Source organism: Mesorhizobium sp. M5C.F.Cr.IN.023.01.1.1 (assembly GCF_003997585.1).
Classification (GTDB): Bacteria; Pseudomonadota; Alphaproteobacteria; order Rhizobiales; family Rhizobiaceae; genus Mesorhizobium; species Mesorhizobium wenxiniae.
This window is the reverse complement of sequence record NZ_RZSU01000015.1, coordinates 75866-89506: the sequence shown is the minus strand read 5'-3', so window position 1 is coordinate 89506 and position 13641 is coordinate 75866. Positions and strand designations below refer to the sequence as shown.

Sequence of the window (13641 nt, the reverse complement as noted above, 5' to 3'; positions counted from 1 at the left end):
ATCGCTGACCGAGAGGTCGAGCCTCGCCTTGACCTGGCGATAGGCATCCTCGGACAGGCAGATGGCGCCGGGCGCCGCGACGCCCTCCAAACGCGATGCGATGTTGACGCCGTCGCCCATCAGGTCGCCGTCGCTTTCTTCGACCACATCCCCCAGATGGATGCCGATCCTGAACTCGATGCGGCGGTCCTGCGGCACGCCGGCATTGCGCTCAACCATACCATTCTGAACCTCAACGGCGCAGCGCACGGCATCCACCACACTGCGGAACTCAACCAGCGCCCCATCCCCGGTGCGTTTGATCACCCGCCCGTGGTGCACTGCGATGGTCGGATCGATCAGGTCGCTGCGCAGTGCCCGCAACCTCGCCAAAGTACGATCTTCGTCCGCGCTCGCGAGCCGGCTGTATCCGACCACATCTGCAGCCAGGATTGCGACTAGCTTACGATTCTCGCTCATGGGTCCGTGTCCTCATCTCCACAATAGCAGGAAGACGGAGGGTAAGAGGGAACTTTCGCAAACGACGGCCAGACCTACACGGATCGCTAGATGCCCATTTGCGCTGCCGCTTGCCGGTCGGCGGCTATCGGTGCATCCTTGATAATAGCCTGGCCGTGAAGTGCGTGGCGAGATCACGGCGTCACGGCCTCTAGTGAGGTCTTGTTCGATGGACTGCTCGGGCTGCGGTTTCGAAGTTGAGGGCGGTTACGCCTTCTGTCCGAGGTGTGGCAGGCGCCAGCCCGTGCCATGCGCCAGTTGCGGCTACCCCTGCGCACCTGATTTCGAGTTCTGTCCTAAATGTGGAGCAAGCGTCGGTGCGCCCGCAAAAGCCGTCGAACGGACTGTTCCGACGCCAAGCCGGACCCCTGTGCCGCCTTCTCGAACTCCGTCGCTGCTTCCGAACATCGAAAGCGAAGATGGGCTGCATCCCGTCTCCGACGCCGATCGACGGACGGTAACCGTCCTGTTCGCAGACCTTTGCGGCTTCACGACGCTCAGCGAGCAGCTCGACCCCGAGGTCATGCAAGCGCTGCAGAACCAACTGTTCAAGGAATTGACGGCGGCCGTGCGAAACTTTGGTGGTTTCGTCGACAAATTCATCGGCGATGCACTGCTCGCTTTGTTCGGTGCGCCGGTCGCGCATGAGGACGATCCGGAACGTGCGCTTCGCGCCGCTCTCGACATGATCGCCCGGACGGCCCGGCTCGGCGAAAGCACCCCCCACTCCGGCTCGCCTCTGTTACTCCACATCGGCATAAACACTGGTCCGGTCGTTACTGGCGGATTGGGCATCGGCACCGCCAAATCCTATTCGGTGACCGGCGACACAGTGAATACGGCGCAACGCCTGCAATCGCTGGCCGCACCGGGTGAGGTGCTGGTAGGCAAGCTCACTCACAGGCTGACCCGGCATGCCTTCTCGTACGAATCGCTGGGTGATGTCGTGTTTCGCGGCAAGGCTGGCAGTGTGCTCGTCCATCGACTGGATGCACCGCTCGCGAGGCCGCGTGCAGCGCGTGGGCTTGAGGCGCTCGGCCTCAGTGCGCCGATAGTAGGTCGTGGTGCGGAGCTCAATAGAATGATGGCGAGCCTTGACCAGGCGTGCAGCGGCTCGGCCCAACTTGTCCGCCTCGTCGGAGAAGCCGGTATCGGGAAATCGCGGCTGGTGAAGGAGTTCGTCGCCCGCGTCGGCGACGAGGATCGTTTTCGCAAGGTCGCCGTGCGGCTGGCCACGTGCTCACCGCTGGGCGAACAATCATTTGGCGCCTTGGGCGCAGTGGTGCGCAGCGCTGCCGGGATGATGCAAAACGACAGTGGGGACGAAGTGCGGGGGAAGCTCGCAGGCTTGCTTGCCGATCTCGGCCTGGAGGGCGAGGCGGCGAAGCGGCTGATGCCTTTGCTTTACCATGTGCTCGGCCTTGGCGACCCTGATGCCACCTTGCAGCATGTCGAGCCCGAGCAGCTGCGGCGGCAAATTCTCTACGCAGTCCGCACAATCGTCGAACGGCGGCTTGCGCTGTCGCCGCTGTTGATTGTCGTCGAAGACCTGCACTGGGCCGACGCCGTGTCGCTCGAGGCACTACGTTTCGTGATGGACAGGTTGGAACGCACGCGGTTGATGTTGCTGGTCACGCATCGTCCGGCGCCGGACAACGGCCAGCTCGACTCAAGCCGGGTCAGTCACACAGCGCTCAGGCTTTCGCCGCTCAACAATGATGACGGACGCAGCCTGCTGGCGGCGCTTTTCGGCGAGAGCTGGGTAAACTCCGCAGGAGGGCTTCTCGACCAGATCCTCGAGCGCGCGGGCGGCAACCCCCTTTTTGTAGAAGAAATCGTTCGCGGCCTTATCGATCGCGGTGTGCTGATGCGCGAGGGCCAGCGATGGCGGACTGTGGCAGGCGAAGTCGCAACCGGCATTCCCGCCACTATCCAGGCAATGTTGCTTGCCCGCGTCGACCGGCTGCCCCAAGAGGTGCGCCGGCTGGCCCAGGAAGCCGCGGTAATCGGCCCGCGCTTTGATGCCACACTTCTGAAAGCCGTGACAGCCGACCCCGACCGGCTAGAAGCCGGCTGCGAACTGCTTTGCGATGCGGAAATCATCGAGGAAGTTGCCGGATCAGGCTCGGTCTCGTCGCAAAGCTACCGCTTTACGCAAACATTGCTGCAGGACGTGATCTACCAGAATATGCTCCTGCAACGCCGGACCGACATCCACGGGCGGGTCGGTGCTGCCTTGGAGCAACTGTGCGGCGGTAAGCCGGAACGGCTCGAGGACTTGACCGTACTCGGTCATCATTTCGCACAGAGCGCCGAGCGGGAGAGGGGCGCGCATTACCTGCAGGCGGCGGGCGATCGTGCTCGCATGATATACGCCAACGACGACGCCCTTCGCTTCTACGAGCGAGCACTGGCTGCGTTGGGCGCGACCGGGCAAACACCGCTCAAACTGGCAATTGCAGAGCGCATTGCCGATTTGAGTGGCCCGGTAGGCCGCCGCGAGATCGCGCACCACCACTACGAGACGGTGTTGCAGGCATACCGCGAGTCGGCCAATCGTGTCGCATCGGCGCGAGTTTTGCGTAAGATCGGTCGGCTGCTCTGGGACGTCGGCAAGCGGGACAGCGCAGAAACCCGCTATGCTGAAGCGGCAGCGCTCCTCGATGGAGCGGATGCCCCAGTCGAGCAGGCGCATCTCTGGCAAGAACGTGGCCGACAGGCGTTCCGTAACGGAGATCACGCTCTCGCGGCAAAATGGGCAGACGCGGCGCTGGATTGCGTAGGCACTCTTACAACGGAGGATGTCTCCGAGGCGGGGTGTGATGCCACTCTTGTGACCGCCGAGGCACTTAATACCAAGGCTGTTGCGTTGGCTCGCCTTGGGCGAAACCGTGAAGCCGTGCGTCAGGTTGAGCACAGCATTGAATTGGCCGAAGCCGCCGGCCTACTGGGTGCGGCCTGCCGCGGCTACACCAATCTCGGCGTGCTTTACACGACCATCGATCCGGCACAGGCGATGGAGGTCTGTCGGCGCGGTCTTGAAGTGGCGCGCCATATTGGTGATTTAGGCTTCCAGGCGCGCCTCCTCGCCAATCTGGCGGTCGCTTGTTGTACTTTCACGGATCGCTGTCCAACGGAGGGCGTGCCTGCTGCCGAGAAGGCCATCGAGATCGACCGGGCACTCGACCAGCGCGAGCACCTGCCGGTGCCGTTGATCGTGCTTGGGCAGATCCACCAGTGCAACGGCCGTCCGGAACTGGCGGTTGGCTTGTTTAACGAAGCACTGGACGTAGCCCTAGAAACGGGCGAACCCCAACTGCTGTTTCCGTGCTATGATGGTCTTGCAACGCTTAATCTCGACCTCGACAATCTGGACGAGGCCGAACGCTACTTTTCCCTGGCGCAGGATATATGCGCCCAGCACGGGCTCGACCCGGAAGCGCTTGTGGTGCTGCCTTTTCTCGACTAGCCGGGGTTGGAGGTTGGAAATGTCCGCGCCTAGTGACTTGGTACCGCTTCAACCGGGCGACCGTGCGCCGAACGTGGTACTCGACGCCATTACCCAGGAAGGCAAGATCGCGCTTGACGACTTTCGCGGACAAAAACCGGTGCTGGTCGGCTTGTTTCGAGGTCTGCATTGTGCGTTTTGCCGGCGCCATATCGCCGCCCAGGCGCGGCTTGATCCGGAGCTGCGCGAAAAGGGCGTGGGGAGCCTGACGGTGGTCAACACGCCGATCGAGCGGGCGCGTCTCTATTTCCGCTACCACCCGATGCCGAATCTGCTTGCGGCCTCCGACCCTGAACGCGCTTCACATCGTGCTTTTGGACTGCCCAATCTCGAATTCACCCAAAACGAGACGAACTGGCCGTACAAGGTCTCGATGGCAGCGGTGAAGGATATGCGGGTCGATATCCCAAGCGAGTTGCCCGGTCCAATGGATCCTATTGCGGCCGGCGAAATCCTCGACAAAAGGGACCATTACGAACTGACCGAAGCCGACGAGCAGATGATGGCAACGGGACTCGGACAACTGATCGGTCAATTCCTACTGGACCGGCAGGGGATCGTCCGCTGGAGCTTCACGGAGGTTCCAGAGGGTGGGCGATACATGTTTAGGGGGCCAAACCCGCAGGAGCTGATGTCAGCCGTGTCCCAAGTCGCCCAATAGACTTGCGAACGAGGTAAACGGGCGGGACGCTGAACAAAAAGCGGAACCAAATTTGTTACAAATCTGGACGTTGACCTCGGCGAGCCAGAATGTACGGTTCTGGCAATGACCCGCACGCTCGTGGCAGCCACGCACCCGGCTTCACCGTTCATTCGAGCACGGCCTCGACACGGGCAACAAAGTCATCGAGCGAGCGATCCCCGCGAATCTCGATGCGCGGAAGGTCGATGGGATCGCAATCGAGGCCCGCCGGCCCATGTCTGCCGCCGAAGCCGATCCGATAGCCGCACTCCTTGGCCAGCCGGCCAAGCCGTCGGTCGGTGACAGAGAAGGGTGCAGCGAACGCCGTGGTTGGCCGACCGGTCCACCGTTCGATGAACATACGAGAGCGCAGGAGCTCGGCGGCCAAGTCAGAGCTCGACAGACCATCGATCGCGCGATGCGTCGCCAGATGGCTTCCGAAGAACGCACCTTCGCCGGCGAGGCGTCGCACCGTCCCGGCGTCCATAAGCTGCGTTGGCGGACCGCTGTCGGCGTCCCACAGTGCACTTTCACCCACCAGGTCCGTCACCAGGAACACTTCCGCGGTCAGGTCGTTCGCGCGCAAGATCGGCCAGGCATGGTCGGCAAAGTTCTGGAAGCCGTCGTCGAAGGTGATGAGCACTGGGCGGCCAACGAAAGGTTGACGGTTGGCGATGAACCATTCCAGCTGCTCGGACCTAATCGCGTGAAAGCCATTGGCGCGTAGCCATGCCATCTGGTTGTGGAATGCGGCGGGCGTGAGCCGAAAACGGGCGAGCGCGGCCGGACCTTCATCGGAGACGCTGTGATACATGAGGACAGGGATACGCTGTCGCCGCTCGCTACGCGCAACGTCGCGGCGCAAGGCCCGCGCCCCGCCCCAGACGATATTTCGCGCGACCCCGATTTCAAGGCGCGCGCGGATTGGCACTTGATCAATCATCGGTTCCGTCGCCACGTCGTCCGGTGACAGGCGGCGGAAGCGGTCTATGCGATAGAGCTCGGTCTGGATCGATTTATCGAGGACGAGGCCTTCGGTCCCTGCCAGCGTCTCTGAGATCGCTTGTGCACCGAATGTGTTCCAGTCGAAGCCGGTCCTTTCAACATTGTCACGTAACACGAATGCGTGTGCGCTGATGAAACTGCCGCCAGGCGCCAATGCCTCAACGATTTTTTTGGCGATGCGCCGCAACTCGGCGAGATCATCGAGGTAGTAGAGCACTTCCGAACAGACAATCAGGTCCATCTCACCCGGCAGCGTGTTCGCGCAGAAATCCAGTACGCCGAACTCAACATTCGGCTGATCGCTGCATCGCGCGCGCGCTCGCCCGATGGCTACGGCGGAGATGTCGGTTGCGGTCAAATGGCCCACTCGCGGCGCCAGCTGCCGCGTGAAGTGCCCCTCCGCGCAGGCCAGCTCAAGCGCCCGTTCGATCGGACCGGCAGGCAGAATATCGAGCTGCCGCTCATATTTTTCCTGCTCATAAGACGAACCGTAGTTCCAGGGATCCTCGATCGCGAAACGGCGATTCCAGAACGACGTGCGATCATTGTCGTGCCCATCCGCGGCCGATGCACGGCGTGGCGCTGCAAGCGGCTCTGTAGCTTCGGCGCTCGACCGAACCAGCCCCCGCGCTTCCGCGGCCAACCGCGCGAGTTTGCCGAAGTGAGTGTTCCGATCAGACCGGCGTCCCCCGATGGACAACAATGCCTCGGCTGCAAACATGTTTGACTTGTCGGCACCGGCGTCCTTTTGCGGGGCATGTACAGGCGATCGCCTCGCAGGTCGAGCGGCACTGTGTATAAGCCGCTCAGGGGGCACGAAATTCCGGATCAATTCAATCCAATGGCGCCTTGTCACTTTCCCGAGTACGCCGAACAGCACGACAGCTTCGATCTGGCCATCCATCACCAGATAGGCATAAATTTGATCGATTCCTTCCGGCAATTCGATCGAGGCCGGATCTCGAGCGTCGACGCGAATTCCGAGTGTCCGCGCCAGTCTGCGCGGCGCGGCAAGATCGTCGAAGTCGAGAAGCATTTCCTCAAGCTGATACTGAACGCGGCGACCCGCGACGGGATCGTCCCAGACCTTGCCGAGTTCGGTGATCAACTCGGTGAGGGAGCCGCCGAACCTGTCCCATCTGGCAGCCAATTGCGCTGGCACCGATAGGCTTCCTACCATAAGGCCATCGAGGGCCACCTTGGCGATGTCACGCGCCCACTTACGTCCTGCCGGGAGCGCGCGCAGGGACTGCGGGTCGATCGATCGCGAGCCGCAGCCGCAATCCGACGCGGCGTTCCACAATGCGAACCACGCGAGTGCTTCGGAAGCGGTGCGGCCGTTAGCCTCGATCGCTCCATTGGCGTGAGCCGATGCTGGGTGTTTGACCCTGGGATCAGGAGAAAAGCCGCGGGCGATCACGATTTCCGCATCTACCAGCATCTGCGTCGAATTGCGGGTGAGCGAGTTGGGGCTGGTCCGATAAAAAGCGAGCGGCTCGTCGACCATCACCCAACATTTGCCTAGACGTGCGAGGCGCTGCCACACATCCCAGTCCTCGCAGGTGCGCAGCGAAACATCGAAGCCGCCCAACTCGACAATTGTCTTCCGCTCGACGAGCAGCGCGTGACTGCAAATGGCACACCGGCGGGCGAATGTCTCGAAGGGCTGGATCGCAACCTCCGTCGGGATGCTCGACGGGGTGAGTTCGCCATCGGGCATCACGCGCCGGGAACCGCAATAGGCGGCGACCGCATCGGGCGCGGCTTCAAGTGCGGCCAGCATTTTCGCAAGGAAGCTGGCGTCCACCCAATCGTCCGCATCCAGGAACATGAGCCAGCGGCCGCGCGCTGTCGAGATCCCGCTATTGCGCGCGCCGGCGGCGCTATGCGCGCAAGAGCTCAACGTCCGAAACCGGGCATCGCGCTCCACATAACCGGCGACAATCGCGGCGGTGGCGTCCGTGGAGGCGTCGTCGACGACGATCGCCTCCCAGTCCATTATTTCCTGATCGACAAGGCAATCGAGTGCGCGCGCCAGCGTTACCTCAGCGTTGTGCGCAGGAACCACGATTGAAACCAAGGGATTATGCACCACGCCGTCTTACCCGTGCCTGGTTCGAAGGTAGAACAAGAGTCCCGAAACATAGCCGGCGATTCCTGCCAAAGGGAACGGTCCTAAGGGACGCTGCGTCCAAACAGTCTCCTGCGAACTCTTCCTGTCGCGCTACCGATGCTGGAAGCCTGGCGCAGCATTCGCATCCGTGCCGCCGAGCTTGGGCGCCAGCTGTCGCAGATGCACGTCAAAGCCAAGCATGCCGCATACTCATGTCGATCCCCGGAGTCGGCTCCATGACCACAAGCTATGGTCCCTGGCACCGTATGAGTGAACAGCTACGGCAGACAGATGTCTTTTGCAATCGGGGGCGCCGTAAATGCAAGCCCACTGAAGCTATGGTGTGAATGACTGCCGTTATTGGGACAATTGCTCCCCTCCTGTCGACCGAAACGCCCCGATTCCGAGGGGCATTCTCGAACAGCCATTCTCCGTGCGAAAGAGGACCTCCCTTCTACCGTTGGGCCCGCATCGGAAGCGGATCGTCGCAGTATATAGCCGGGTGCGAGACAGTATGTGCGCCGCCAGACCAGCTAATTTAGATACTTCTAATGGGTCCGCGCTACTTAATTGCGCTCCAGTAGCTATAGCCGGAACATTGTATTACTCATCTCGATAGTAGATTGCGTCCAATGGTCGATTAGATTAGCCGGTTGTGGCTGCTATCACAAAGAGATGCGAGAGCGACACCAATCGGAACTCGTGCATTGCTGCTAGTCGAAGAGATGTAAAAGGGACGCACGAATTGGCTTACGTCAAGAAGATTCCGGCTTGCGAGCCGGGTATTTTGCTGACATGCTTGGGTGTTTTTGAGTTTTGCACTGTGGCAGGTGTTCAAATGAAGGGGCATAAGGATGGCTAAGGAATCTTCGAATACCGCTTCTTCAGCAAATAAAGCGGACGAAAATCTGATAAGTAATGCAGACGGAAACGGGCTGGCCTTCATGGGGGTCCAGGCTCGCGAGAGCGGGGTCTCCGGCGACGCTGTAGGTGTCGACAAGATACGTGATCTGCTGTTCGGCAACCAGATGCAGGACTATGACCGCCGTTTTTCCAAGCTTGAAGAACGGTTCTTGCAGCGCTTCAAGGATGTAGAATCCGAGGCCAAGCGCAATCTTGAAATGTACGAGTCAAATGCAAAGAAGCAGGTCGAATCGCTCGCGGCGCAATTGCGGAACGAAAAAGATGCACGAGCCGAGGCCGACAAGGAGATTGACCGGAATCTTCGTGAGCAAAATCAGGCGCTTGAAAAGCAGGTGCGCGCGTTGTCGGATCAATTGAGCGAGCTTGAGCGCGAAGTCGCGGACCGGATAAATCGAAGCGATCAATTGCTGCGTGAGGAAATCAAGCAAAAGAATGAAAGCATGCAGATGCTAATGGAAAAGATGTTTTCCGATCTCAGCAACGTCAAGACCGACCGAAATCTTTTGGCCGGCCTGTTTGTTGAGGTTGCAAAATGTCTAAATCAGGATCCCGTCGGCAGCAAGAGCAACTCGGAACGTAGCTGGAAAGTGAGTTGATCGGAACTTGACGTCGACCGTCGACCCAATCAGCCTTCCTCAAAGAGCAGCTTCGAACGATACAGAGATTGATCGCGAGGCTCTGGCTAATCTTTTGGTCGAAATTGCCCGGAACGTTGATCCGGACTATCGTGCGCGTCTCGACGGAGTTCCCACCGCCGATCCTCGCATGGAAACGCTGCGCCAGTTGCTGGTCGGCCGCGAAATTTCGGAGCTTTCACGAGTTACGCACCTGCTCGACGAACCTGAGCAGCTTGCGTCTGCAGTGGGGGGTGTTCTCCCCAGTGCAGCCGCACGTGCGCCTCATGCGCAACTCGGCGAGGCACTTGCGCCAGCTGTCGAGAGGGCCGTGCAACGGTCCATCCAGAAGAGCCCGCGTACGCTTACGGATATACTATACCCGGTGTTTCTGCCGGCAATTCGCAAGTCGATCGGGGAAAAGATCGATCAGACCTTTCAGTCGCTGAATGAAACTTTAAGACATATATTTACCTGGCATGGGCTCAAGTGGAGATTTGAAGCTTGGAGAACGGGCGCAAGCTTCTCAGAAGTTGTTCTTAAGCATTCGCTTGTCTATCGTGTAGAGCATGTCTTTCTGATTAACCGCAATTCCGGGCTTTTGATAGCGCATGTAACTGCCGAAAATGCAACGAGCGAAGATCCTCAACTCATTTCTTCGATGCTTAGTGCAATTCAAGATTTTGTGAAAGACTCATTTAACGAGAAAGAACAGAGCGGCCTGGACACTATCCGTTTTGGGGAGCTTCGTCTCTGGTCGGAAGTTGGACCGTTTGCGACCTTGGTTGCGGTGATCCGGGGAAATCCGCCAGAGGAATTACATGAAATATTTCGCGATGTGTTGCTTCGCATCCATGATGAAGGCCCACAGGCTTTAGAGCAGTTTGGCGGCGACAGTTCGCAGTTGGTCGGCGTAGAGACGCTGTTGCAGACCTGCGTTGAACTAAAGCAGGAGGACTCTAACCAGGGATTTCCTTGGCTGGTGGTGGCTGCAGTCCTGCTGGTTTTGATTCCGGCAGGCGGTTGGTTCCTTCTTTCCTGGCAATCCGGGCAACGCTGGCAGGCCTATGTGTCGCGGCTGAGTACCCAGCCGGGCATCATCGTTGCCGAACAAAAGGTGCGCGATGGCCAATTCTATATTGCCGGCCTGAGAGATCCGCTTGCCGCCGACCCGCAGGCTTTGCTGTCCGGAACGCAGGTCGATCCCGCCCGCGTTCATTCGCAGTGGCAATTCTATCAGAGCCTTGAGCCGGAGTTCGTGTTGAAGCGGCTTACGGCGTCGCTGGCTCCGCCGGATTCAGTACGACTTTCGATCGTCAATGATCGCATCGTTGCCGAGGGTGAGGCTCCCGACACCTGGATAGATCGCGCACGCGCAGCGGCCCGACAGCTTTCGGCAGGCGGACCGGTATTCGACATCTCCAAGGTTCGTGATGTGAGCCCCGAAGCACGCGCGGCGGAGCGCTGGCAGGCCTATGTGTCGCGACTGGAGACCCAGCCGGGCATCATCGTTGCCGAACAAAAGATGCGCGATGGCCAATTCTATATTGCCGGCCTGAGAGACCCGCTTGCCGCTGACCCGCAGGCTTTGCTGTCCGGAACGCAGATTGATCCTGCCCGCGTTCATTCGCAGTGGCAATTCTATCAGAGCCTTGATCCGAAGTTCGTGCTGAAGCGGCTAACCGCGTCGCTGACTCCACCGAAATCGGTTCGGCTTTCGATCGTCGAGGATCGCATCGTTGCCGAGGGTGAGGCTCCCGACACCTGGATAGATCGGGCGCGCGCAGCGGCCCGACAGCTTTCGGCAGGCGGACCGGTATTCGACATCTCCAAGGTTCGTGATGTGAGCCCCGAAGCACGCGAGGCGGAGCACTGGCAGACTTATGTGTCGCGACTTGAGGCTCAACCGGGGATCATCGTCGCCCAACAAAGGGCGAGGGGTGGACACTTCTATATTTCCGGCCTGAGAGACCCGCAGGCCGCCGACCCGCAGGCTCTGCTGTCCGGAACAGGGGTTGATCCGGCTCGCGTTCATTCGCAGTGGCAATTCTATCAGAGCCTCGATCCGAAGTTCGTGCTGAAGCGGCTGGTGGCGTCGCTTGCTCCGCCGAAATCGGTTCGGCTTATGACCATCCAGGATCGCATCGTTGCCGTGGGTGAGGCTCCTGCCGCCTGGATAAACCGGGCGCGGGTCGCCTCCCAACAGCTGTCCGCGGACGGACTCTCTCTAGATATCTCCGAGCTGCGTGAGTCGACCCCTCAGGAACTCACGCATTTGAGGGACGCTATTCAAGCGGTCGACATTTTCTTCGATTCTGGCAAGGCTGTACCGGGACCAGAGCAATTGCCGGTTCTCGACAAATTGGCGAATCAGTTGAAGGAATTGGCCAAGGATGCCCGCGAGGCAGGTGTAACAGCCCAGTTCATGTTGACCGGCCATTCGGACGCGACGGGCCGTGAAACGGCCAAGGTGTCGATCAGCGCCGCCCGCGCGGAGACAGTTCGTGCGCTTCTCAAGAAGCGCGGCGTCGATCCGGAATTGCTCTTGGTCCGCGGCGCGGGCACCTTTGAGCCAGCGGAGGCTGAAGATAGCCGAACCGGGAGCTCCGCCAATCGCAGAGTTTCGGTTACGGTAAATTTCCACTAGGGCGGAGCCCAGGATATTGCAAAAGAAGATCTGCATGTTGGGCGGGTTCGCTGTCGGAAAGACAAGTCTGGTTCGCAGGTTTGTGCAAAGCATCTTTTCAGAAACCTACTTGACCACGGTGGGAGTGAAAATCGACAAGAAGAGTGTTGTATTGCCCGATAAAACCGTGGATCTGATTTTGTGGGATTTGGCCGGCGAAGACGATATCGGCTCATTCCGCGTCAGCTATGTGCGAGGTGCGAGCGGGCTCGTGCTTGTCGTCGATGGAACCCGCGCCGCTACTCTTGCCGTGGCGCTCACGCTGCGCGAGCGGGCCGAGGCCGAATTCGGCCCTATGCCTTTCGTATTGCTGTTCAACAAATCCGATCTGGCCGATCGCTGGGCAATATCGGATAGTGAGATTAACGAACTGAGGCAACTTGGATGGCAAATCTATCTAACAAGTGCGCTTTCGGGTGAATGTGTTGATGATGCGTTTCGTCAGCTTGCTTCGATGGTTGCCAAATAGACCATGCATGGATTGCCACGAGAAGTCAGAAGCTGGATTTACGATTTCTTCTACCACGAGCACTCTGTCGCATATCTGAAAATTGACGCCCAACTTTGCATCGCAGCGATGGGCGGTAGTGTTGAACACTACGGACTCTCATCACTTCGCATTGGCGAGCCTGTTGCCGAGCAGCTTGAATTCATGGAAGGTTTGCTGCCTTGTCCGGAGCTGCCATATCATATGGCCATGGTCGAACTGCCCAGCGGGCGTGTCGCGGACCTTCATCTTTTTGCTGACAATGCCAGCGTGTGGCTGCTCTTTCTTGACGCCACTGCCGAACGCGACAACAGGCAGCGGCTTCAACAGAAGGCTTATGAAATGACACTCCTGCAAGAGAGGGAGCGTCAACTCAACGAAAAATTACAATTGACGAACGAGGCGTTGAGGCAGAGCCAAGAGGGATTGTCGCGTGAATACCAGCGCGCCGAAAGCCTACTCCTCAACATTCTTCCGGCGTCGATCGCGGAGCGGTTAAAAGCGGACGAACAAATTGCAGACAACCATGCTGACGTGAGTGTGCTTTTTGCCGACATCGTCGGCTTTACGGAAAGAGCGCGGAGCGTCGGAGCCGAGACAACGCTCGCTATTTTAAATTACTTCTTCAAGGCGGCGGATCTGCTCTCGGAACAATACGGCTGCGAAAAGATCAAGACAATCGGCGATTGTGTGATGGTGGTCGCTGGCCTGCCCGCCGCGCGATCCGATCATGCAGAAGCCCTTGCGCACTATGCACTTGAACTGCGGAAGGCGGTTGAGCACGAACGCTTCGCAGGAGAACCGATAAGACTCAGAATTGGAATTCACTCAGGACCAATCGTCGCGGGCGTCATAGGCAAGAGGCGGTTTGCCTATGATCTGTGGGGCGAGACCGTTAATCTCGCCGCACGTATTCAAACGTCAGCGGAGCCCGATGAAATCCGTATTTCGGATGCAACTCGCAAACTGCTCGGACCAAATTTTCCTTGCGACCCACTCGAGGAAACGGAATTGCGTGGTACGGGTCGTGTGCGAATGTGGCGGCTCCCGGCCTGATTTGCCGGTTGGCAGTGCCGACGCTGGAGCGCATTGCAACTCAAGCAACATCATGGTTTCGAATGTCC

The 13641-nt window shown here is 59.4% G+C and carries 8 protein-coding genes; 6 read left to right on the top strand and 2 right to left on the bottom strand.

What is annotated here, in order from left to right; all coding sequences use genetic code 11:
* Positions 1-459: adenylate/guanylate cyclase domain-containing protein (locus tag EOA78_RS09060; RefSeq protein ID WP_164783683.1), on the bottom strand; the 459-nt coding region annotated here is incomplete at its 3' end.
* Positions 460-667: 208 nt separating this feature from the next.
* On the opposite strand from EOA78_RS09060, the gene EOA78_RS09055 reads away from it, so the two are divergent.
* Together EOA78_RS09055 and EOA78_RS09050 are read left to right on the top strand one after the other, a co-directional pair.
* Complete coding sequence (locus EOA78_RS09055; RefSeq protein ID WP_127314854.1) at positions 668-3967, top strand: adenylate/guanylate cyclase domain-containing protein; 3300 nt, start codon at positions 668-670, stop codon at positions 3965-3967.
* A gap of 19 nt (positions 3968-3986) precedes the next feature.
* Positions 3987-4667 carry a redoxin domain-containing protein gene (locus tag EOA78_RS09050; RefSeq protein WP_127314857.1) on the top strand — a complete coding sequence of 227 codons (681 nt, stop codon included), beginning with the start codon at positions 3987-3989 and terminating at the stop codon, positions 4665-4667.
* A gap of 148 nt (positions 4668-4815) precedes the next feature.
* On the opposite strand, the gene EOA78_RS09045 is transcribed toward EOA78_RS09050, so the two are convergent.
* Positions 4816-7788 carry a trifunctional glycosyltransferase/class I SAM-dependent methyltransferase/polysaccharide deacetylase gene (locus tag EOA78_RS09045; RefSeq protein ID WP_127314853.1) on the bottom strand — a complete coding sequence of 991 codons (2973 nt, stop codon included), beginning with the start codon at positions 7786-7788 and terminating at the stop codon, positions 4816-4818.
* A gap of 872 nt (positions 7789-8660) precedes the next feature.
* Here EOA78_RS09045 and EOA78_RS09035 point away from each other — a divergent pair.
* The 4 genes from EOA78_RS09035 to EOA78_RS09020 are packed head-to-tail and all read left to right on the top strand — an operon-like array spanning position 8661 to position 13573.
* The gene (locus EOA78_RS09035) at positions 8661-9326 is read left to right on the top strand and encodes a hypothetical protein (protein WP_095520020.1); all 666 of its coding nucleotides are present in this window, start codon (positions 8661-8663) and stop codon (positions 9324-9326) included.
* Between the two features lie 7 nt (positions 9327-9333).
* Positions 9334-11991: an OmpA family protein gene (locus EOA78_RS09030; RefSeq protein ID WP_127314851.1), complete on the top strand. Its 2658-nt coding sequence runs from the start codon at positions 9334-9336 to the stop codon at positions 11989-11991.
* 16 nt (positions 11992-12007) lie between these two features.
* The gene (locus EOA78_RS09025; protein ID WP_245477437.1) at positions 12008-12499 is read left to right on the top strand and encodes a Rab family GTPase; all 492 of its coding nucleotides are present in this window, start codon (positions 12008-12010) and stop codon (positions 12497-12499) included.
* A gap of 3 nt (positions 12500-12502) precedes the next feature.
* Positions 12503-13573 (top strand): adenylate/guanylate cyclase domain-containing protein, encoded by a 1071-nt coding sequence (locus EOA78_RS09020; protein WP_127314849.1) that lies wholly within the window; start codon positions 12503-12505, stop codon positions 13571-13573.
* Positions 13574-13641 lie beyond the last annotated feature (68 nt).